Source organism: Paenibacillus alba (assembly GCF_013204855.1).
GTDB classification, from domain to species: Bacteria; Bacillota; Bacilli; order Paenibacillales; family NBRC-103111; genus Paenibacillus_E; species Paenibacillus_E alba.
Window position 1 is genome coordinate 35823 of sequence record NZ_JABMKZ010000003.1, and the last position, 23670, is coordinate 59492.

Genomic DNA, 23670 nt, shown 5'->3' on the forward strand with positions numbered 1-23670 from the left:
GCTGAAAGGAGATGGATTAGTGATGAAGGTGACACGTATTGTTGCGAATATCGAGACGCAGGATGTGCAGGAAGCAAAAAAGTTTTACCAAGATATACTCGGGCTGGAAATTCTTATGGATCATGGATGGATCGCAACTTATGGCTCTAGTGAAGAGATGAGTGTCCAAGTTAGTTTTGCTTCTCAGGGAGGGTCTGGGACGCCAACACCAGATCTGTCGATTGAAGTTGACGATGTCGATGCTGCTTTAACGCGCATGCGGGAGGCTGGGGTTTCGATCCTGTATGGTCCGGTTAATGAACCGTGGGGCGTGCGTCGCTTCTATGTGCGCGACCCGTTCGGCAAGCTAATCAATATCCTTGCTCATGTAGAGTAGGGAGGACCCGACAGGTGTGGAGGGGCTCTCGATCCGCAATATTACAAAGAACCATAGCAGCTTCGTGACATACACGGGTGCTTATGGTTCTTTTTTGTATATACGTGTTGATGCTGTAAATGGGATTACTTTAAAAGAGGAGCTGCGGGCGGCAGTATGGAAGTGGATGGATGGTGATTGGGAGGGGATTTGTGTGCGGGAAATGTGTGGCAGAGACGGTGGGTGAGTGGGAAGGCACAAGTCAGTGGAAGTGTATGGCAGAGAAGCAGGATGATGAGTAGGAAGGTACTATTGAGCAGAAAATGCGTGGAAAGCGGGCTGAGTGACGAGTTAGGGGGATAGAGAGCGGAAAATGCGTGGTAGAGAGGGTGGATCGAGAAGGTACTATAGAGCAGAAATTGTGTGGCAGAGTGGGTGAGTGATGAGTAGGAAGGTACTATTGAGCAGAAAATGCGTGGAAAGAAGGCTGAGTGACGAGTGGGAGGGAACTACGGTACGCTAATTACTCGTAAATGGGGTGATTGGGGAGTGAGAGGGAACTGAGATACGCTATTTGAGCGTTTCCCCCCTTGAAGGGGGCATAAACCGTGAAATAGGGGAACGTAGTTCCCTTACGCCATGAAAATGGGCGGTTTTGCACGAAATAGAGGACCACAGTTCCCTTTGGGGGTGACGGGGGAAGCCGAAGCCGCCACCTCAATCATAGCTGTCCTCATCAACGCGCAGTTCGTTGTCCATAATCAACTCGGCTTCGGTTTCAAAATTCAAAAGAAGCGGGCCAGGGAGCCGCTCGGCAATCTCCTGCATGGTATCCATGGCCATCAGCTCATCTAGGGTCCGTGGTTTGGGGTCTAGGGCAAGCACCCATTCACGGAGCGCATCAATGAAAACATAAAAGGACGATTGGAATTGATCAGCAACGGCTTCCTGCTCATCGCTTTGGTAGGCAGTCATGGCCTTCCAGTTGGCTAAAGTTGCAAGCAAGGCTTGCTCTACATGTGTATTCATCGGTTCTCCTTAGGCGGTTGTGTCGATGCGCGAATTAAAAGCTCTGAGGGCAGAATCATCTTGCGATGCTCTTGCGCGGAATCCCCTTCGATCCGGTCGATGAGCAGCTGCATGCCCAGCAAGCCGAATTGATAAGCGGGTTGGGAGGCCACTGTCAAAAAGGGGTTGATGGCGTCTACCGGGCCAAAATCGTCAAAGCAAACAACCGAAATATCTCCCGGAACTTGCAGGCCGCGGTGCCGCAGCGATTGGATAATGCCTACAGCCAGCATATTGTTGGCCGCGAAGATAGCGGTTGGCGGATTTTCATGGTGCAGCAGGGCATCAAGCGCAGTCTCGTCGTGGAAGTCGCGGTAATTCAGATGGACGACCAAGGAATCCTCGACAGACAAGCCGCTGAGCAAATGGGCTTCGCGATAGCCGGTATAGCGCAAGCGAGCTGTTGACACATCCGGCGAACCATTGATTAAAGCGATGCGGCGATGGCCCAAGCCAATGAGATGGTCAACAAGCTTGCGAGCTCCTTCTTTGCTGTCCCCCAGCACGAGATCCGCCTCGATTTCCGGTATTTCCCGATCCAAGACGACGAAGGGGATTTGATGCTTCTGCAGCTGCTGCAAATTCTCGAGCGATTGGTCGCCGGTTGGCGCGAACAGCACGCCATCCACACGCGTGGAAAGAATCATCTCCACGTATCCTTTTTCTTTGGCGTAATCCTCGTCGCTATTGGCAAAAAGCAAGCGGTACCCCGCGCGAAGCGCTGCATCCTCCGCACCGCGGGCAAGCGTTGTATAGAACGGATTCGTAATATCCGTAATAAGCAAAGAAAGAATGTTCGTTTTCTGAAGGACTAAGCTGCGAGCCATCGAGTTTGGAATATAGTTGAGATCTTCCATAACTTTGCGCACCCGCTTGCGTGTAGCCTCGCTGATTCGTCCCGTTTGGTTAATGACGCGAGAGACGGTCATGGCCGAGACGCCGGCTTTTTCAGCGATATCATAAATTGTAATCATCGTTACGTTACCTTTTCGTGTCTTTCTATTTGTCTATTGTATAGAAATTAAGGATTGACAGCAAGGTATAAAATTGTTAATTTTGAGTTATCGATAACACACATTTTTCAAGGAGGTTCTGAATATGCTGAAAGGTATCCCTTCGATCCTGTCGCCTGAGCTTTTGAAGGTGTTAATGGAGATGGGGCATGGGGATGAAATCATCCTAGCGGATGGCAATTTCCCTGCTGCAAGTCATACGAACCGGTTGCTGCGCTGTGATGGGCATGGCGTTCCGGAACTATTGGAAGCGATTTTATCCTTGTATCCCCTCGATACATATAGTGAACAGCCTGTCGCGCTAATGGCTGTCGTTCCGGGAGATCAAGTAGAAACTCCGATTTGGGGCGTATACGAAGAGCTCATCGGGAAACATGCACCTCCGGCCATTGAATATGTCGAAAGGTTTGCCTTCTATGAACGCGCCAAGAAAGCGTATGCGATTGTAGCGACGAGCGAGAAGGCGTTGTATGCCAATATCATTTTGAAAAAAGGTGTCATTTCGAATTAAAAGAATTACCGATAACTCTAACATTGCCTATCGTGCTGATGAAATCGGCAGAATTTATTGCAGCAAATGAAATAAGTCTTAATGTCCATACACCTGTTCTCATCGAAAACGATGGGGATGGGTGTTTTTGCGTAAAGAAGTCGTAAAGAAGTAATGTTGGACATGATTTCCATAATATTACACATTGTTCAAGTGAAAGCGCATTCCTATACTGGAAGACAGGTACTCATCTTATCTATCCATTGGAGGTATTAAAGAGTCATGTTGAAGTGGAAACGGTTGCTTCTTATTTGGATGGCGATTCTGCTTATGCTGCCTTTTCAGAATGGCGCGGCACTGGCGGTTGATGCCCCTGCGGTGAATGACACAGGCGCACAGGGAGCTAGTGGCGCTGCTTTTGTGAAAATTAAGAACAAATGGCAGAGCAATTATTTATACGAGGATGCAGCAGGCGTTATTCGTTACGGTTTTACGAGTATGTCAGATCAAACCGCTCATTGGGTGATCGAGGATGTACCTGGCAACAGCAGCTTCAAGCGGATCAAAAACCGCTCAACCGGCCACTTTATCGTGATGGGCACCAGCGTTGCCAGGAGAGATGCCTTGCGAAGCGCTGCGGTTTCCGTTAGCACGGCTGCCGATCAGTGGCAGTTCAGGAACGGGACCGGGGAGAACTTTATCACGATTCGGAGCGTGACGGATCTCGCGCAGGACTTCTTTATTCATGAAGAAGACCAGCTTGGCTTTGCTCAGGTGAGCAGCGATATCAATGCGGCTTTCGACAGTCCGCAGTGGCAGCTTGAAGCCGTGTCTGACGAGGTTCCTGTGCGGATCTCCAACTTGTTTAGAGAAGGACAATATTTGTATGAGGATAAATTAACGAATGAAGTTAAGTTTGCCAAGCTGCCGATGGATGACATAAGCACTTATTGGGTCATTGAACATATCCAAGATGGCGGGAGCGGCGTACCCATTGTGCGGTTAAGGAATCAGCAAAGCGGCCATTACATTACGCAAGGCACGCTATGGGCTCCGATCAAGAGCTTGCCGATGGCAGCCACGACGAAAAATCAATGGCTCATGGCGGCTGGAACGTCCGATGGCTGGTTGACGTTTAGCAACGTTTATGCCAAAGGGACGGATCGTATCCCCGGAGATCCCGATGAAATTGATGCGGGCAGTCAAATCTACGTGTTGAATACACAGTTTGAGGATACTTCGGCACGCTCGAATAATTGGTCCGTTCTGGATCGGGCGAATGCGCAGTGGAGAATCGAACTTGTCTCAGAGCTCAAGCCGGTTCGGATCGCTAATTACACCTCAGAAGCTGTGAGCGATAAGTATCTGTATGAGGAGCAAGGCCTTGTGAAATATGGCGCTATAGCCTCGGGATCGGTCACAACGGCAGTGTATCAATGGGTCGTGGAAGATTACAACGGAAAGAAAAGACTGCGCAACGTAGGTACGGGTCATTACATGACGGAACCGAATCAGGCCCAGCCCGCAGCTCCTTTGCTAAGCACATCTTTGAACAGCGGGTCGACGGCAGGTCAATGGTCGATTGCAAATTCGAAGACGTATGATGATTACGTCACCGTCCAAAGCACTGTTTATGGAAATGCCTATATCCATACTTCCAATCAGCTTGGTTTCGCTCAGTCCAGCCTAGTGAGTCCCGATGCGGACGCTGCGCAGTGGCTTTTCGAAGATCCATCTGTGATCGCAGGCGTTGAGCAATTCGTGCAAATCACGAATGCATGGAATTCATTAGCCTTGATTGAAGATGCTGACAGCAATTTGAAGTATGGCAATGTCAAAGAAGATGATCAGCGCGCACAATGGGTCATTGAGAAATTTGCTGGACGCAAGCGGATTAAGAACCGAGCGACCGGTCATTATATCAATACGGAAAATCCTGTTAACGGCCACTTGCGTGTGACGCCAGTTGAGGATTCCTGGAGAAGTGCGGTATGGGTCATCGAAACGATCAATGGCAATACCAAGCAGATTCATAGCAGCAATGACGCCAATACAGATCCTAATCATCAGAAATTTATCAACGTTCAGAATTTGATTAAATATGCGGAGTACAGCGAAATTCCATCGTCATGGCAAAGCAAGAACTGGCGATTCGTTCCGGTAGCAGCGGGTGTGCCTAAGCCTATACGTTTTAAAAATAAAGCAACAAATCTCTATTTGTATGAAAATGCGGATCATGTACTGAAATACGGCGATAAGCCGGACAGTGATCTATCTTCTCTCTGGTTCCTGAATACGTCTCAAAATGATGCCAACTACAAGTATCTGATTAATGTCCAAAGCGGATCCGGCGTTACGTTGGAAAATGTTGTTCCTCATATTGAGCAAGATTCGCCGCCAGATTCGTTAATTACGTATCCAACTATAGATGTGAATTGGAAGAGTGCCAACTGGATTATAGAAGATGCAAACATTCCAGGTTATGTGAAGCTGAAGAGCGGCTGGACGCAAGCTCACTATATGTACGCAGATGTGAGCCAGCAAGATTTCAAAGTGAGCAAATTGAAAGGCAATGATGACAGCGCCTTATTTGCTATGGAAATCGTTACACTGCCTCCTAATTTGCCAAACGGTCAGAAACGGATTAAAAATGTAGACAATGGACAATATTTGTATGAAAACAGCAGAGGCATCGTGATGTACGGCTCGCCGGCTGCGAATGATGGCTATTCCCATTGGATTATCGAATCGGACAATGGTGTTCAGCGATTCAAAAATGCGGCAACAGGCCATTATATGTCGACGAATTCCGCGTATGAATTCATTTCTTATTCCCAAGCGCCGGATTTTCAATCGTCTCAATGGGTTATTGAGGATATCGCAGGGGCAGGGAAATACTGGATTCGCAGTTATCAGGCAGACTTCAATGATGAGTATTTAAATGTTGTCAACAATGCGGGCTACCCGGAGCGGGGACTGTATGCACGCAGTGCAGGCGGCAACGAGAAGAAGCTGCAATGGACGTTTGAGGAGGCTGTTCTGCCGCTGGTTAAGCCAGACCTCACAGAACAGCGCTATACCGATACGGGAACACCGATTATAGAGGACACAGGCTACATTCAACTGATTAATAAAGCTACGCAAGAAGCTGTTCAGGAGGTTAATGGGCAAGTGTCCACAGCGGCTTTGCCGAATAATTCGCCCAGCGCGCAATGGATCGTTCAGGATTTCAACGGACATAAGTTAATCAAGAATCGCGCGTCAGGTCATTGGCTGCAAGCTCTGCCAACGGCAGACGGAGCTATTGGCACCGGTTCTGATCGGAATCAGCTCAACAGCCAGTGGATGATTGATGATTTCCTGGGCTACAAGCTGATAAGCTCAGCGGCAGTACCGCAAATCTTATTTAGCGATGGTTCATCTGTCAAACAGGGAGTCGTCGACGCTAAACAAGCTGTGGCTGAGTGGACGTTTGAACCTGTTCGCGGTGATGCCATTTATGAAGCTGAATATGCTTTCGTTGGCGGCGGTGTTCAAGTCGCGGCAAGCAGCAGTTCTTTTACAGGATCAGGTTATCTTGACCAATTCTCGGCGGTTGGCGCCAAAGCCATTATCGCCGTCAATGCGCAAGAAGCGGCGTCATATCAAGCGGCTGTGCGTTATTTGAACAGCAGTACAACGAATCAAACGCTAAGTCTTGTGGTTAACGGGCTCAGCCTAAGTCAGCTAACGTTGGACGCTGGCAGCGGCTGGCAAGAGAAGGAGGTCACCCTCCCATTACGTGCAGGCTATAACTCGGTGTCTTTTGAACATTTGGCGGGGGATAGCGGGATGGTTGCGATTGATCGTTTGACGGTTCATGATTCCGTGAATAAAGCGTACCGTGGGGCCATTGAAACCTATACGACCTATGAAGCAGAGCACGGACAGACGAATGGCCAGCTAATCGGGCCTTCGCGTATTTACAGAGATTTGGCCGCTGAAGCATCTGGCAGGCAAGCGGTGAAACTTGACCAAACCGGTCAGTACGTGCAATTCCAGCTGGCGAAGAAGGCCAATTCACTCGTGCTGCGCTACTCTATTCCAGACAGTGCTGATGGGAATGGTCTCGAAGCTAAACTGGGGCTATATGTCAATGATGTCAAGGTGAAGGATCTTGATTTAACGTCCAAATACGCTTGGGAATATGGCAATTATCCTTGGTCTAATGAGCCTGGTCAAGGAAGCGCCCATCGCTTCTTCGATGAAATTCATACGTTGATTGGAAATGTAGAAGCCGGTGCAACCATCAAGCTTCAGAAGGACAGCGGCAATGACGCGAGTTCCTATGTGATTGATTTCGTCGAAATGGAGCAAGCGCCTGAAGCTTATTCACAGCCAAGCGGGTTCCTCTCCATTAGCGATTTTGGTGCTGCTGCGAGTGATGGCTTGGATGACTCGCAAGCCTTGAAGGCAGCTATTGCGGCAGCCAAGTTACAACACAAAGGAGTCTGGATTCCGGCAGGTGTGTTCGAACTTGCCAATGACAACGGCGGCTTTATTGCCGATGATAAGAAAGACGGCGAGGAAGATACAACCAAGTTGTTCATCTTGGATGATGTGACCATTCGTGGCGCGGGCATGTGGCATACGACGCTCAAAGGCGCCAAGTTCTTTGCCAATGGCAGCCATATCGGCGTCTATGATCTGGCTATCGACGGAGAGCTCAATGTGCGCAAGGATGATGCTCACACGAATGCTTTTGAGGGTGCGTTTGGAACGGGCTCGACCGTTCAGCAGGTGTGGATCGAACATACCAAAACAGGGATGTGGATCGCAAGACCGCAGCTGAGCTATGGGCTGAACAGCGATAACTTTACGAATGAATTCTATGTTGGCGGCTTAAGAATGCGCAATCTCATGGCTGACGGCATTAACTTCAGTACGAATACCAAGAACAGCATGGTGGAGCAGTCTCATGTGCGTTATGCCGGCGATGATGGACTTGCGATGTGGTCCACGGTGATCAAAGGGGCTTACCCTGATGATTATACGGATAATAATATGTTCCGTTACGACACGGTTCAGCTGCCATGGCTGTCTAATAATATGGTTGTGTTTGGCGGCAAAGACAACAAGATGCAGGACAATATTTTGCAGGATACGATTGGCTTGGGGGGCGGTATTGCGGTATCGACGCGCTTTAGCCCGCTGACTCCATTTAGAGGAACAACGCGTGTGGAACGCAATACCCTCATTCGCACAGGCAGTCGCGATGCAGGACTTCATGCGAATTTCGGCGCGATATGGGTCTATGCGGATACGAAAGCAATCGACAGCGATGTTCTTATCCAAGATAATATTATGCTGGATAATACGTATCAAGGTATTTCCATTCAAGGCACTTCCCCTGTAAGCAATGTGACATTCAAGAATAATGTCATTGACGGAGCGGGTACGAATGGTTTCGAAGTGGCTAGTACGATAACGGGATCTGTGAATGTAGACAATGTGATTATTCGTCAAGCACGTATTCAAGATGTGGCGAATAGCGCGGGTTCGAATTTGACAGTCGTTGAGTCAGGGCGCGGCTTCTCGAGCATTCATCCCGATCAGCCGACGGTTCCTCCCGTTTCCAGCGGTGGTTCAGGAGGAGGGGGAGGAGGTTTATCTGCAACACCAAATCCAACTCGCATATCAGTTGCAGATAAATGGTTTACGGATGCAATCGCTGACAAGCAGCAAGCGATTACGATCAGCAGCGGTTCAACGAGCGAAGCTGTGGAGTTCGAGATTTCGCTTGCAGCATTATTGAAGCTTTACTCTGCTCTTCCTGACGCTCATGTATCTCTTCAGCACTTGAATGCAAGCTACGAGCTTCCAGCGGATATTGCTTCATTGCTGAGCGCTGAAGCCAAGCTCCTTGATCCATCGCAGAGCAGGTTGAAAGTGAGAATAGAGAAAGTGAACGAGACAGACCTTGCTGCGATCAAGCAAGCAGCCGCCAAGCAGGAAAATGAGCTGGTTGGGTATCCGATCCGCTTCGAGCTTAGCTTAGTGAATGGCGATCAAACGATCACCCTAAAGCAGTTTGGCCGTATCTATGTGACGCGCACCATTACGCTCGATCGAGTGATCGATGCGAATACAGCATCAGCAGCCATTTATCATCCCGAAACAGGTGAATTCCAATACGTCCCGGCTGAATTCAAGGCCGTTAACGGGCAGACGGAAGCCGCTATCCACAGTACGGGCAATTCTATCTATACCATTATTCAACATGCCCGGACTTTCGGCGATCTGACAGGTCATTGGGCTAGGAAAGATATCGAGCTGCTTGCGGCGAAGCATATCGTGAACGGTCAAACAGCCTCTTCGTTTGCACCTGATCAGAGCGTGACCAGAGCTGAGTTAGCAGCCTTGTTAGTGCGTGCTCTGGGGCTTTCCGCAGGTGAGTCGGTTAAAGCTGACTTCCGTGATGTCAACTCGAAGGACTGGTATTACAGCGATATCCAGACGGCTGCTGAGTATGCACTCATCAACGGATATGAGGATCAGTCGTTCAAGCCTGATCAAACCGTGACAAGAGAAGAAATGGCTTTGATGGTTGTACGCGCCGGGAAGCTTCGGCCAGCTTCTGGGACGGAGACTGTGTCCTCGGGACGGCTAGCTGCCTACACAGATGCTGCTTCAATCAGCAGCTGGGCTCAAGACGCTTTCGCACAAGTGGTGTCTAGCGGCATTATCCAAGGGAAAAGTACCTCAACCCTGGAGCCTCAGGCACTCGCAACGCGCGCCGAATCAACCGTTATTTTGCATCGCCTGCTGCAAAGCATGCATCTCATGAATTAAGCGGATTTCATGCGTCACTGGAAAGGAGCTGTCGCTCTGTCTTCGCGGACGGAGCAGGCAGCTCTTCTTTATTCTCCCGAATATCGGACATGATTACCGTAATAAAATACCTATCCACAGCCATCGTTGTACACTAAAATAGTAATGATGCATATAAGAATGACGAGGTGGACCTATGGTTAATATTCTGGTTGTAGACGACGAACCGATGATTTGCAAAGGTGTTGCGTCCATATTGAAACAGTCGAAGCTGGACATCGCTGAGGTGTTCATCGCATATAACGGGTTTGAAGCCTTGGATTTTATACATTTGGAGAAGATTGATCTTGTATTTACCGATATCCAGATGGAAAAAATGAACGGGATCGAGCTCATTGAAAATATTTTTATGGAAGATCCGACGATTCCGATTGTTATTTTATCCGCCCATGGCGAATTCGAATATGCCCAGAAAGCGATCCGTTTCGGAGCGAAGGAGTATTTGGTGAAGCCGATCACGCCGCCTCATCTTATCTCCGTTGCCACGAAGCTGTTGCAGGAGAAGGAAGAGAAGCAGCAGCACTTCTCCGAATGGGAGGGCTACCGAGGACTTCCTGAGCATACGACGCTTGAGCTGAACTATTATTTGAATGAGCTTGTGACAGCTACGCTGCATGAGTCTGAGGTGCCGGACATTATGGAGAAGCTTGGCAATCGCATGACAGGAACCTTCTACAGCATGCTCGTTATTAAGCTGGCTTTGGATCGGGGCGGGATTCATGATCAGGCCATTGCGACCCTGAAGGACCGCAGTTTGCTGAAATATGCAGCGCTCAATATCATTGAAGAGACGGCCAATCAATGGCGCCATCTCGTATTCAACACCCATAACTCAACCTTCTCGCTGCTGCTGCAAATACCGGAAGAGGAGAATCGTGGCACTCAAAGCATTAACCAACTGCTTATGGTTGCTCAGATGATTCATACGAATTTGCAGAAATACGTCAACGTGAAATGCCAGATCGGGATTAGCCGCATACGCGAAGGCGTTACGCAGTGGCCTGTTATTTATCAGGAAGCGATAGAGAGCTTGACGTGGAGCGAGACGCATAAAGGCCACTACATGTTCTACATTGATGATATCGGCAAAACGACGAATGAACAAAATTTAACCCATACGCAAGTGGATGAGGCTAATAATCGCATTGTATTTGAGACGAAAACGTATATTGAAGGGCATTTTTGCGACAAAGGCTTGAAGCTTCAGGATATCGCAGATGCGGTGCATTTAAGCCCTAATTATTTGAGTTATTTGTTCAAAAAAGTGATGGGCATCAACATTTGGGACTATGTCACGCAGCTTCGCATGGAGAAAGGAAGGCAGCTGATCCTTACGACGGATAAGCGCAGATACGAAATTTCAGAGGAAATCGGCTATGAATCTCCAGAGCATTTCAGTAAAATTTTCAAGAAACATTTCGGGATGAATATATCAGAGATCAAACAAACGGGATCGTAACATGTGACACGATTAGCGTAATACGACACATCGTCGGCCTCAGACATTCCCTTTATAATCTAAATTGTAGCAGCAAAACATATGATGAAACGATTGAAAGGGGAACTACACATGAGAAAGAAGAATGCTTCCGCACTTGGTGCTATTGCACTGACGGTCCTATTAGCAGGGTGTGGCACCAGCACGACAACAACGAGCACAGCAGCGCCTACCTCGGCGGCAACTACAGGCAGTACAGCGACAACGGCACCGGCTGCAGCCAAAAAGGTGACAATTACGGCGCAAGGCTTCAAGCCTGACCAGAAGGAAAAAAATGATCAGCTGGATCAGCGTATTGCCCGCTTCAAGGCGAAATTCCCGAATGTTGATTTCAAGAAGGACGACTGGCAGTACAACCCGCTGGAAATCGGAATCAAAATGGCATCGAACAGTGCGCCAACGGAATATACGACTTATGCAACAGAAGGCAAGGTTCTCGTTGATAAGAAGTGGGTTGCTGACATTACCGATTCCATCAATGGCTGGGAGCATGCCAAGGATATGAATGATTTGCTTTCCAAGCCGTTTGTCGTTAATGGGAAAACCTACGGTGTGCCAATCGATGGTTATGTAATGACCATTACGTTAAATAAAAAGCTTTTCAAGGAAAAAGGCGTAGATCTTCCTCCTATGGATTGGACTTGGGATGATCTGTTGACGGCAGCTAGAAAAATCAATGATCCGGCCAAAGGGATCGCAGGCTTTATTCCGATGGGCAAAGGTCCGGAAGCCGGTTGGAACTGGACGAATTTCCTTTATGCTGCAGGCGGAGATGTCCAAAAGCTTGATAATGGCAAAGTCGTTGGTCTTTTCAACTCTGACGCAGGCTTGAAAGCGCTTGAATTCTATAAAAAGTTGAAAGATGAGAACTTGATTCCGCAGAACTGGGCACTTGGCTATGGCGATGCCTTGAATGCTTTCTCCCAAGGTCGCGGTGCGATGGTGATGTGCGGAAGCGGAAATGCCGCAGATACGGCGATTAATGAAGGCGGTATCAGCAAAGAAGATCTCGTTGTCTATCCAATGCCTTCGATTACCAAAGGCGGTAAGCATACAGGTGTTCTGGGCGGCAACTACCGTGTTATCAATCCGAAAAGCGACAAGGATCAACAGCAAGTGGCTTTCAAATGGATTACAGACGAGTACTTCACAGACGATTTCTTGAATTCCACGAAAAAAGAAATCGAAGATCGCAAAGGCAAAAATCGCGTTTACATTCCGCAACCGATCAACTACTGGAAGGATTCTTCCGACTTCGGTAAAAAATATACAGATTTACTAGCGAAATACGATAATGTTTTCAAATATGATCCACAACTGATCAGCCTTTGGGACGGCAAGCCGGAAGCGCAATATGAAGCGCAAAAATATTACACTGAGCTGGCTAATGTGATTCAGAAAGTGTTCACAACCAAAGACGTTGATCTGAAAAAGACGTTGGAAGAAGCTTCGAACAAAGTACAAACTGAAGTGTTTGATAAAGTAAAGGTCGAATAGGGACGGGAACATCGGATCTAAGCCGTTTCACGGTTTAGGTCCGATTTTATAAGGAGTGTTCAGGATGGATACAGAGCTGAATGTACGGCCAATCACAGCCGAGCGTGCTGTCAAAAAGAAAATGAATTGGTATTTGTGGGGAACATTGTTCATCCTGCCGGAAATTATTTTATTTATCATCTTTTTATGGGTACCCATTTTCAAAGGAATCTTCTATAGCTTTTACACGATTGATTTCGTGGATGGCAATCATTTTATTGGAATTGATAACTACCTGAGCATTTTTAAAGACAGCTTATTATTCACTTCGATAAAAAACACCTTGTATTATATGGGTTTAGGTATTGTACTCGGTTTCTGGATACCGCCTCTGATTGCAATTATTATTTCTGAATTAAAATGGTTCCAAGGCGCTGCCCGCATTATCGGTTATTTGCCTAGCGCGGTTCCGGCGATTGTACTTTATGGAATGTGGCAGTGGTTCTTTGATGCTGTAGGTCCGATCAATAGTCTGTTTCAAACCTTGGGCATTCCCAAAGTGGAATTCTTCAGCCCGAAGATGGCGATGGTTTCCATCGTATTGTTAGAAACGTGGCAAAACTTTGGCTCGGCAACACTCATCTACATTGCAGCCGTTGTGGGAATTCCAAGAGATGTGTATGAAGCTGCCGAAATCGACGGTGCAAGCGTTTGGCAGCGTATCCGTCACATTACGTTACCAAGTATTAAGACGCTGATGCTGCTCTTGCTCTTATTGCAAGTGATCACAACATCCCAGAATTTCCAGGCGCAGCTGTCGATGACGGACGGCGGGCCTAACAATGCGACGCTGACATATCTGTTATGGATGAACCACACAGCGTTCCGCGATCTTGATTTCGGCAAGGCGAGCGCAATGGGGAGCTTAATGTTCTTCTTCTTGATCCTGTTATCCATTATTTACAACTTGATGCAACGTAGGGGGGAAAAGGCATGAAGCCAGCAGAGCGAGGCATTATTTCGGGTTATGACATGAAAAAGGGTTCTGTGAAATTCGGCTATACCCTTATGATTCTGGTCATGATCGTGATTGCGATTACGACGTTGTATCCTTTTTTTAACACCTTTTTTGGATCGCTCAAAACGCGTGAAGAGTTTTTCGCTTTTCCGCCGACTTTTTTCCCGAAAAACTGGATTTGGACAAATTATAAAGATGCATGGAGCGGGTTCGACCTGCCGTTATTAACCTTTTTGAAGAATACGGTTTTCATCTACGTCGGAAATGTTGTTTGCTCGCTGCTGCTGATTGGTTTGGCTGCATATGCGCTGTCTCATCTAAGAGTACCTTTCAAGCGGGTGGTTACGCTATTCTTCTTCTCAACCTTGCTGATTCCGCCAGCGACGTATATCGTGCCTAACTTTCTGAATTTACAAAGCTTAGGGATGATTAACACGTATTGGGCTTTCTGGCTGCCGGCTGCGGCCAATGCCTATTTCATGCTGCTGCTGAAAAACTTCTTCGATGGCATTCACAAGGAAATTCTGGAAGCCGCACGAATTGATGGAGCCAGCGAGTTCAGCTCCTTCATCCGCATTGCGGTTCCGCTTTCGATGCCGATCATCGGGACCTTGTTAATGCTAACTTTCTCGACTACCTGGAACGAATTCTATTGGTCCAGCATCGTGATGACAGAGAAGGAAATGTACCCTCTGGCTACGGGCATTTACCGATACGTGATTTACTCAACTTCCGTCATCCCATGGAGTGTGCGGTTCGCCATCCTGATGATGGCGATGGCACCGCCGATTGTCTTTTTCCTTATTTTCCAAAAGTTTATTATCCGCGGTTTATCCGTTTCCGGAGTGAAAGGGTAACGAAAAGAACGCCCCTCAGAATGTTTATTCTGACGGCGTTTTCTTTTGCGTAAAGGAGTTTGTTCCCGCAGCATCGAAGCTACATAGATAGAGAAAGCAATGAATGAAGTTTGATCTAAGGTGATGGGTAGGAGAGGAAGGAATGCCGACATGCTAAAAAGGCTGCGCAATATGAATTTGATGAAAAAGTTGATCGTGCTGCTCATCATATTCGTCGTCATCCCAATTTTGGTTTTGGATCTGTTGGTCGCGAAGAAATTGGAGTCCATTACGGAAGAGCAAGTGGGCAATGCCCTTCTTCAGCTTGTGCAGGGGAGTCACTTGACGCTGGACCGGGAAACGAACGATTTTGAGGAAAAAACAGAGAAAATCATGATCTCTCAGGAAATTCAACAGCTGGCCAGCATTTCAACCTCATCGGAGTATGAGCGTTTTGAAATATTCAAAGCTTTGGATAAATATTTGAGCAACTATTCGACGAATGCGGTTCGCTATTCCTTATTTTTCTCGGATAAAGATAAGATGTACTCCTTCGTGCCGAATTCGGATCTTTTGAATAACGGAATCTTCTATTCAACGGATATGAATGCGCTATCTTGGTACAAAGAAGTGAGCCAAGCCAAGGGTAAAGGCATCATCAGCGTTATTGATAAATTTGGTTATAATCCCTACAATTTGCAAACGGTCGCTTATCTTCGGCAATTAAACAGCATCTATAACGGTGAGACCGTGATTGGCTACTTGGTTGTATCCGGCATTGAGACGCCGCTGCAAATGGATTTCACCCCCTTTGACCGCTATGCGGACGGTGAAGTGATGATGCTGAACCAAGACAATGTGGTTTTGGCGACGAATACAGAGAAATTTCAGATCGGTGCCAAGGCGTATGTCCCCACAGGCAAAGTGGAAGGTGTGTATAAGTTAAAAGAGGACGGTCATGAATATATGTGCGTGCTTCACACCAGTGAAAGTACGAATACGAAGCTGCTCATGCGCGTCCCGGTGCAGTCCATCATTATTGATCATATTAGTGTGCAACGCTTAGTGGACTGGATTATGCTTATTTATTTCCTTATTCTAATTTTGGCCAGTATGTACTTTATCCAATCCATTCTTAAACCGATTTCACGTCTAGCCCGAATTACGAATTCGTATCACCCTGGCAGACCGCTTGCGATTTCACTTCACTCGGATAGCAAAAACGAAATCGTGCTGCTGAACAATCAATTTATCCGCATGACGGATCGTTTGAATCAAACGATCTATGATCAATATGAGCTGGAGCTGAAGCATAAGGAGATTGAGCTTTCGATCCTGCATACGCAAATTAATCCCCACCTGCTGTATAACACGCTGGAGTCTGTCTATTGGCATACCTTGATGGAAGGCGCTAATGAATCGGCGGAAATGATTAAAGATTTGTCCCTCATCATGCGAATCGGGCTTAGCAAAGGCAAGCTGTTGATACCGGTGATGGAGGAGATCAACCATGCGGAGGCTTACGTTCGCTTGCAGCTTTTCCGCTACGAATATGCGTTTCAAGTGCATTGGGATATGGAAGAGGAAGCGAAGCATTTCCTTATTCCCAAGGTGATTTTACAACCAGTCATTGAAAATGCGATTCTGCACGGCATCAAAAATATGAGTCATGATGGTGAATTGTGGATTTCCGTACGCAAGCTTGAGGATAAAGTGATGATTAGTGTGGAAGATAATGGATATCGGCAGGCGAATATCGACTTGTTGAATGCGATTCTGAAAGGGAAGGAAAGCAGCCGCGGCTTCGGCATTATTAATGTTCAGAAGCGGATTCAGCTGCACTTCGGGGAAAGCTATGGCCTGCATTACAGTCATCGTGAAGGCAGCCAAGGGGTGCGAGCTTGGATCGAGCTTCCGGCGATTACGGATGAGAATGAATTGAAGTAGTCCTTCTATCTGGGACGCTGCCATTTCTTCCGGTAGGCATTCCATCGTCTGACAAATATCTTCGTCATCGCGAGGCTTGTCGCTTTCGGGCAGAATCTAATGGTGTGTTTCGAGCAAAAGCCCGGTTAGCCGTTCAACAAATCTATGGACGGGCCGGACATGCAAATCGGCTGCAAGGGAAGTGCCTCCATACCACTACAAAGGAGCCAGAGAAGCCTTATTCCCACGTCGTGTGGGATTAAGGCTCTTTGGCATACCTGCCAGGCGCCCAAGTTGCACACCCCCACACATTTACAGATCTACACCTCCATACCTCCATACCTCCATACCTCCACAGCTCCGAGCACCCAGCCCGCATCGAAAAGGAACTACGATCCGCTATTTTTCCGAAATAGCGGCATTCTGCTGCGAAACGGAACTAGGGTACCTTATTTCATGCCAGAATCGGTTAAATCAGGCATAAACGATGAAATAAGGGATCTGAATTCCCTTTGAGCGGAAAATCGCTCGTTTTTCAGCAAATAAAGGATCTGAGTTCCCTTTCGCAGTCTTTCGCAGCGCCAATCCCTTGTTTCACCGTCCATGTGCCTTGCAGTTCTTTAGTTCAGCGGAAAATCAGTTTGGGGATCCTCGCTGAGGCTGTTTTCCATCACCTCTACATAATTGTCAACCGTGTCCAGAACCTGGCTCAGCTGCCACCGGCTAAAAACAATGCCGTCAGCTTGTATAGCGTTATATGTGCTCTCTTGTTTGCTAATTTTGAAACCTCGGTAGTTCTCATAGATCGTTCTCATTCTGATCTCTCCCTCGCTTTGGTGTATCTCTTAAACTACCATCAATCGCAACATTTTGGTAGAGGTGTAAAATGATAGAAAATGTCTGTTTTTGACTATGACAAATTAGTTTGGTTTATTCGTTTTTCTGCATTGCTGTCGATATTGTGTAGGTGGCACGCCGATCTGCTTCTTGAATGCTTTGGAAAAACTGAATAAATCCGGATAACCGACAGAATTGGCGATTTCCGATAGCGTGTAGGAGGTTTGCTCGAGAAGCAGCTTCGCTTCGTCCATTTTCAGATTCTGAAGATACTGCATCGGGGTCACGCCATACGTTTTGCCGAATTGCTTGGTGAAATGGGTACGTTCCACACCAACATGCTCGGAAACCCGTTCTACTGTAATTCCTTCGGCATAATGGATCTGCATATAGGCGACGCCTTGCTCCAGCCATGACATTGCGCGATTGGCTTGCGCTGAGGTGGGCTTTCTGATGCCAGTCAGCTCATCAAACACGTGATAAAAACAACGTAACCGCGCTAAATCCGTGAGCTGCCGTTCACTGTCGCTAACCGCATTCATGAAGTCCCACATCAGCTGAATGCTAGCTGGGCTAAGGACGCCTGAGAGATGGGGGGTATGAGGATTCAGCCCGATGCGCTCGAGAAGCTGGAGTGATTGCTTGCCGTCAAAGGCGACGAAAATTTTGCGCAGCGGATTGTGGGCATCCGACATATATTCATGCGTGACCTGTGGAAATAAGCAAAACATATCATGTTGTCCTAGTGCAAAGGTTTGATTATTTTGCTGAAAGGTACCCTCGCCCTCCAAAACAAAAATTAAATAATAGTAAGGGGTTGTTCGAGGACCGATATGATAGTTGGATTTGGCCATGTTGTAACCGAGCCGGATGGGCCAGGCGCTCCCTGACTTTTCAAAGTCAGACGGGGTGAAATAATAAATTTCCAGAAATTCATGATGGTCTTCACGCATATTTGTTCTCAAAGGAAACACCTCTTTTTCACATGTCTTTGGAGAATTCGAATTAATGTTAATCACATATTTTACCTGTTGTAAAAGGTTTGATTAATAAATTTGGCTATTTCGAATCAAGTATAACCCACAAAATGACAAATGAAAAACAACGCGAAATGACATTGACCATCCATGCGGTTCGCTGATATGATACAAATGCATTCTATTCCTACTGTTTTTGTAGGGAATCAACCAGACAACTGGAGATGACAATGAGCGCTCGTTGTCCATACTTATTTATTGCAAGTTCTTGCAATTATACATAATGACATCAAGTCGACAGGAGAGCCTGAGATGACACTTCATAAAGAGATTGAATTTGGTTGGTTTTTACCGACTTCCGGGGACGGCAAATATGTCGGTGTTGCACCGGAAAGAGAAGCTACACTCGCGTATTTGATTCAAGTTGCCCAAGCGGCAGAGCAGTCTGGTTTTGGGTTTGTGCTCATTCCAACGGGCGGCGCCTGTTTGGATGCATGGGTTGTGGGTTCAGCTGTGATGAGTCATACGACAACGTTAAGACCGCTTGTAGCCGTTAGACCAGGCCTAGTTGCCCCCGTTCTGGCAGCACGCATGGGGGCCGCACTCGATGTACTGTCAGGCGGCCGAGCGATGATTAATGTTGTAACCGGAAGCTCTGTGCAGGATTTAGAAGAATTAGGGGATCCTTTGGCGCACGCTCACGACGAAAGATATGAACGGGCGAGAGAATATGTAGAAGTCATGCAGCAAGCTTGGACACAGACAGATGTGCTTTCGGCTTCGGAGTTTGCCGATACGGCGAATGCACAGTCAGTGAAAGAGAAACCCCTTTATCAAGGGAAATATTATCAGTTTAATCGACCAGTCAGCTCGCCGCTGACGATTCAGAAGCCTCATCCGCCTTTTTATTTGGGAGGCAGTTCGCCGGCTGCCAAGCGATTGGCTGTAGAGTGTGCGGACACTTATCTCATGTGGGGAGAGCCTCATGATTGGATTCGGGAGCAAATAGCCGAAATTGAAACGGTCCGTTCTGCATACCAGGAAGAGACCGGCACCTATCGCCCGCTTAAGTATGGCTTGCGTGCGCAAGTGTTGGTTCGAGATACAGAAGAAGCCGCATGGGCAGCAGCATGGGAATGCATTTCCAAAGTATCACCGGAAGCGATCGAGCAGGCTCAAGCTGCCTTCGCGAAAACAGATGCGACCAATCAGCAGCGCCAGAACGATTTAAGAGAGCTGTCGAAGAAACAGCAATTTGTGGCAGGACCTAATTTATGGACAGGACTTTCCCTTGTTCGCTCAGGCGGTGCCATTCTTATTGTGGGCACAGCGGATCAAGTAGCTGACCGTCTGGTGGAATATGCGGAGCTAGGCATATCTTCGTTTATTCTTTCCGGGTATCCGCATTTGGAGGAAGCAGAAACCTTTGGTCAAGCGGCATTACCTTTATTTCATGCAAAATGGCAGCAAAAGCTCGCATTAGCTGAAGCTTCATCTCTATCCAGCCATTAATCAGGAGGAATTATTATGCGAAAAACTAAAATAAGAGGCGGCTTTCTTATCGCTTCCTTAACGGTTCTATCTTTTTTGACGGCGTGTGCTTCGAGCTCGAACACTTCCGGCACATCCAGCCCGGCTGCATCAGCAGCAGCCACTGCGGCGACGGGCAAGCCTGTTACGATCAGCTTCTTGCACTGGCGCGGTGAAGACGTGAATTCCTTGAATGGCCTTATCACGAAGTTTCAAACGGAGAATCCGAACATTAAAGTTGAAATGCAGACGATGCCTTCCGAGCAGTACCAATCCACGGCACAGGCTAAGTTAGCTGATGGTTCAGTAGGCGATGTGTTTACTTCCTTCCCGGGCGCTCAGTTCGAAGCACTGTCGAAAGCAGGCCTATTCTCCGATCTATCCGGTGAAAAGTTTCTCAGCAATTTTAATGACACCCTTATTCAAGTTGGCAAAAAAGACGGCAAGCAAGTTGCTGTCCCTTATCAGCTCGTCTATAACGATCCCATCTATAATGTGAAATTGTTCCAAAAGCTGAATCTGACACCGCCGAAGGACTGGGAAGGTTTCCTTGCGCTTTGCGAAACGTTGAAAAAGAATGGACTCATTCCGATCGCTTTCGCTGGGACGGATATTGGCCCAGGTCAATTCATGAACACGATGGTTATGAACAATGAACCAAGTGCCGATATTTTCACCAAGGTTGAAGCAGGCCAAGCCAAATTAACCGACGAGTTCTGGGTCAAAACCTTAACGCAATTCAAAGAGCTAAACGATAAGGGCTACTTGCAGCCTGATGCGCTTGGCACGAAGGACGCAGCCGCCGGGGCTTTGTTTATTCAGGAAAAAGCAGCGATCCTAGCCAGCGGTTCTTACCAGCTTGCTCAAAACAAAAAGCAAAACCCGAACCTGGAACAAAAATTATTAGCGCCGATTACGGTAGCCGCGGATCAAGCCAAATTCGAAGGCGTTCATACAAGTACGTTCATGCTCGCCGTTAACAGTAAATCCAAGCATCCGGCTGAAGCGAAGAAATTCGTCGAGTTCCTTAGCCGCAAAGAGATAGCAGCCACCTATGCTAATGAAACCGGCCAAAACGTAACGGTGAAGGATGTTCAATATACATCGCCAGAGCTTCAAGTCGCAACAGAGTGGGCCAGCAAAAAAACGCTGTTCCAGCCGCGGTTCAGCATCACCAATGCCGATAATCAGAAGGCTGTAACGAACTCCATTCAAGCCGTGCTCAGCGGTAAATCGCCTCAGGATGCGGCTAAGGAAGCGCAAGCGATTATCGAGCAGCATCTCGTGAAATAAGATGACACACAATCGACCCGTCTTATGGTTGTTTCTGCTTCCAGGCACGCTGCTTTATCTAGCTTTGTTCGTGGTACCGACAATATCCGGGTTGTTTTATTCCTTTACGGACTGGGACGGCGTATCGCCGTCCTATCAGCTTGTCGGGCTGAACAATTATGCGAAAACGCTGCACAGTATCGTCTTTCAGAAAGCGCTCTGGAATAACACGAAGTTCATGCTTGCCGTTGTTATTGCCCAGACAATCCTGTCGCTGGTCTTGGCGCTGCTGCTCGTCAAAAACAGTAAAATCCATGTGACCCTGCGGGCGTTGTACTTTTTCCCAACGATCCTCTCCTCGGTTGCTGTGGGGTTGATCTGGTCGTTTATGTATGATCCGTCGCTTGGACTGATCAATACGTTATTGAACGAAACGGGGCTCAGCTCCTGGGGACAAAACTGGATCGGCGGCGTGAAGATTGCCTTGTATTCCATTGCTGGCGTTCAAGTTTGGGCGCATGCCGGACAGATGATGATTGTGTTCGTTGCCGGCCTGCATGCGATTCCCGTGGAATTGTATGAAGCCGCTAGGATGGATGGAGGCACCAAATGGCAAGTATTCCGCAAGGTCACTTGGCCGCTTTTAGCACCGTCAGCCACGATAGTCGTTGCTTATACAACGATTCAATCATTCAAGGCTTTCGACCTGATCTTTACCATGACAGACGGTGGGCCGAATTATGCCACTGAGATTTTGACCACTTACATTTATCATACCGCATTTGCGAATTATTCATTTGGAACGGCGTCTGCCGGATCTGTCTTGTTTTTGATTTTATTAGCAATCTTGACGGCGCTGCAGTTCAAAGCACTGCGAGCAGATCGTGTTTCGTATTAAGCCAAAAGAGGTCGTAGCAACTATGGGGATAAAATGGCTCGGTCGCGCTGTATTACTGCTCTATGCCGTGATAATCGCAGCACCTTTATATTTTGTATTTATCTCGTCGTTCAAAACGACGCAACGCTTTTTTGCTTCACCGCTCGGGTGGCCTAAGCCGTTCACCTTTGCCAATTTTTCGGCGATGTTCAAAGGGCAGACGTTAGGGACATATTTTGTGAACAGCATCGAAGTGACGTTGGGTACCGTGCTCATAGAGCTGCTGCTGGGCAGCTTAATTGCTTATGCCTTATTTCGTTTGGGCGGGAAAACGGCGAGAATCCTGTTTGGCTTATTTATAGCAGGCCTAATTGTGCCTTCGCAGGTGAACATGCTGCCGATTTATTCCCTGACGCATAAGTTAGGCTGGTCAGACAGCCTATATGGGCTGATTCTTGTATCTGTGGCAATGCTGATGCCTTTGTCCGTTTTCATGCTGAAGGGCTTCATGCAAGTGTTAAGCACAGAAATCTTGGAAGCAGGAAGCATAGATGGGGCTAACGAATGGAAGCTGTATTCGCGCATTGCGCTGCCCTTGTCCGCACCATCCTTGGCGGCGACCGCCACATTCTTGTTCGTGATGGTGTGGAATGATCTCTTAATTCCGATGCTGCTCATTAATAGCAAGTCGAAGCTGACACTGCCGCTGGCTATGCTGCAGTTCCGCGGCGAGTATGTCACTGATTATCCGATGCTTTTGACCGGTGTTGTTCTTACAGCTGCGCCGATGGTTGTGATGTTCTTGTTTCTGCAGCGATACTTTGTCGCGGGAGTTATGGCAGGGTCGTTGAAAGGATAGCACATGTACGGGGATGGGGATTCCCCGTACATGTGCCAATGAACAAGGCGCGCCAACGTTCAGTATGTGTAAAGCCTGCGATAATGCAGGCATTTTTCATTTGAATTGGCAGAAAGGGAGGAAAACCTGCAAAAAGGCAGGAATTTCCGGCCTTTTCACGCAGCAATCTGAAATGAGGCGCAAAAGGATGCACATTTGCAGGCATTCGTGAAAATTAGCCATTTTTGGAACAAAAAGATGCACATTTGCAGGTTTTCTCAATCTCTCCTGATCGCAGACGCCGCATCTCGGCAAGCCTCTGCTCTGCAACTCCCAGCCCGCGCAATCCCCAGCCCTCGTAACCCCCAGCCCGCGCAACTCCCGGCCCCCGCAACTTCCAGTCCCCGCCAACCCAGTCCCCGCAACCCCCAGCCCTCGTAACCCCCAGCCCTCGCAACTCCCAGCACTTGTAACTCGCAGCCCTCGCAACTCGCAGCCCGCGCAACTCCCAGCACTCCGTAACTCTCAGCACTCGCAACACCCAGTCCCGGCAAGTCCCAGCCCCAGCAAGTCGATGTTCCCAAGAACACAGTCCACAGTGCTTTATTCATTTCAGTATGCAACTGCGGTACAATTTTTCTTGGAGATTACGTTGACAAATATTGGGCACGGATGCTACAATTCAAATACATTATTAATACCAAGTAATCTTATTGGAATATAACAAAATCTAATTCTGACCGGAAAACCGGAAGCGTGGATGCTTAATCCATGCTTTTTTTTATTCAA

Annotated in this window: 17 protein-coding genes; 13 read left to right on the plus strand and 4 right to left on the minus strand. The window is 47.7% G+C overall.

Annotated elements, in window-relative coordinates; translation table 11 throughout:
• Positions 1-22: 22 nt before the first annotated feature.
• Together HQN90_RS03725 and HQN90_RS03730 are read left to right on the plus strand one after the other, a co-directional pair.
• Positions 23-376 carry a VOC family protein gene (locus HQN90_RS03725; RefSeq protein ID WP_173217042.1) on the plus strand — a complete coding sequence of 118 codons (354 nt, stop codon included), beginning with the start codon at positions 23-25 and terminating at the stop codon, positions 374-376.
• Between the two features lie 16 nt (positions 377-392).
• Complete coding sequence (locus HQN90_RS03730; RefSeq protein WP_173216538.1) at positions 393-602, plus strand: hypothetical protein; 210 nt, start codon at positions 393-395, stop codon at positions 600-602.
• A gap of 470 nt (positions 603-1072) precedes the next feature.
• Here HQN90_RS03730 and HQN90_RS03735 read toward each other — a convergent pair whose 3' ends face one another.
• A complete protein-coding gene (locus HQN90_RS03735; RefSeq protein WP_173216539.1) occupies positions 1073-1384 on the minus strand; it encodes a hypothetical protein in 312 nt (103 codons plus the stop codon).
• Positions 1381-2397: a LacI family DNA-binding transcriptional regulator gene (locus tag HQN90_RS03740; RefSeq protein WP_173216540.1), complete on the minus strand. Its 1017-nt coding sequence runs from the start codon at positions 2395-2397 to the stop codon at positions 1381-1383. Before HQN90_RS03740 ends, HQN90_RS03735 begins: the two co-directional genes overlap by 4 nt.
• Before the next feature lie 124 nt (positions 2398-2521).
• Here HQN90_RS03740 and fucU point away from each other — a divergent pair, with 124 nt between their 5' ends.
• The 7 genes from fucU (at position 2522) to HQN90_RS03775 (ending at position 16571) form a co-directional block, all read left to right on the plus strand.
• Positions 2522-2947: an L-fucose mutarotase gene (fucU, locus tag HQN90_RS03745; RefSeq protein WP_173216541.1), complete on the plus strand. Its 426-nt coding sequence runs from the start codon at positions 2522-2524 to the stop codon at positions 2945-2947.
• A 261-nt stretch (positions 2948-3208) separates the two neighbouring features.
• Positions 3209-9757 carry an S-layer homology domain-containing protein gene (locus HQN90_RS03750; protein WP_173216542.1) on the plus strand — a complete coding sequence of 2183 codons (6549 nt, stop codon included), beginning with the start codon at positions 3209-3211 and terminating at the stop codon, positions 9755-9757.
• 175 nt (positions 9758-9932) lie between these two features.
• Positions 9933-11255 carry a response regulator gene (locus tag HQN90_RS03755; RefSeq protein WP_173216543.1) on the plus strand — a complete coding sequence of 441 codons (1323 nt, stop codon included), beginning with the start codon at positions 9933-9935 and terminating at the stop codon, positions 11253-11255.
• A gap of 111 nt (positions 11256-11366) precedes the next feature.
• Positions 11367-12791 carry an ABC transporter substrate-binding protein gene (locus tag HQN90_RS03760; protein ID WP_173216544.1) on the plus strand — a complete coding sequence of 475 codons (1425 nt, stop codon included), beginning with the start codon at positions 11367-11369 and terminating at the stop codon, positions 12789-12791.
• A 64-nt stretch (positions 12792-12855) separates the two neighbouring features.
• Positions 12856-13767 carry a carbohydrate ABC transporter permease gene (locus HQN90_RS03765; protein WP_246362058.1) on the plus strand — a complete coding sequence of 304 codons (912 nt, stop codon included), beginning with the start codon at positions 12856-12858 and terminating at the stop codon, positions 13765-13767.
• On the plus strand, positions 13764-14645 hold the full coding sequence (locus HQN90_RS03770) for a carbohydrate ABC transporter permease (RefSeq protein WP_173216545.1): 882 nt from the start codon (positions 13764-13766) through the stop codon (positions 14643-14645). The genes HQN90_RS03765 and HQN90_RS03770 overlap by 4 nt, the downstream gene beginning before the upstream one ends.
• Positions 14646-14795: 150 nt before the next feature.
• Positions 14796-16571, plus strand: a complete 1776-nt coding sequence (locus HQN90_RS03775) for a sensor histidine kinase (RefSeq protein WP_173216546.1) — start codon at positions 14796-14798, stop codon at positions 16569-16571.
• Positions 16572-17170: 599 nt separating this feature from the next.
• Here HQN90_RS03775 and HQN90_RS03780 read toward each other — a convergent pair.
• Both HQN90_RS03780 and HQN90_RS03785 read right to left on the minus strand, forming a co-directional pair.
• Positions 17171-17365, minus strand: coding sequence for a hypothetical protein (locus HQN90_RS03780; RefSeq protein WP_173216547.1), 195 nt, complete (start codon positions 17363-17365; stop codon positions 17171-17173).
• Between the two features lie 105 nt (positions 17366-17470).
• Positions 17471-18352: an AraC family transcriptional regulator gene (locus tag HQN90_RS03785; RefSeq protein WP_173216548.1), complete on the minus strand. Its 882-nt coding sequence runs from the start codon at positions 18350-18352 to the stop codon at positions 17471-17473.
• Positions 18353-18676: 324 nt separating this feature from the next.
• On the opposite strand from HQN90_RS03785, the gene HQN90_RS03790 reads away from it, so the two are divergent.
• The 4 genes from HQN90_RS03790 to HQN90_RS03805 are packed head-to-tail and all read left to right on the plus strand — an operon-like array spanning position 18677 to position 22902.
• Positions 18677-19876: an LLM class flavin-dependent oxidoreductase gene (locus HQN90_RS03790; RefSeq protein WP_173216549.1), complete on the plus strand. Its 1200-nt coding sequence runs from the start codon at positions 18677-18679 to the stop codon at positions 19874-19876.
• Between the two features lie 15 nt (positions 19877-19891).
• Positions 19892-21187, plus strand: coding sequence for an ABC transporter substrate-binding protein (locus HQN90_RS03795; protein WP_173216550.1), 1296 nt, complete (start codon positions 19892-19894; stop codon positions 21185-21187).
• 1 nt (position 21188) lies between these two features.
• Positions 21189-22064: a carbohydrate ABC transporter permease gene (locus HQN90_RS03800; protein ID WP_173216551.1), complete on the plus strand. Its 876-nt coding sequence runs from the start codon at positions 21189-21191 to the stop codon at positions 22062-22064.
• Positions 22065-22086: 22 nt separating this feature from the next.
• Positions 22087-22902 (plus strand): carbohydrate ABC transporter permease, encoded by an 816-nt coding sequence (locus HQN90_RS03805; protein WP_173216552.1) that lies wholly within the window; start codon positions 22087-22089, stop codon positions 22900-22902.
• Positions 22903-23670: the final 768 nt, after the last annotated feature.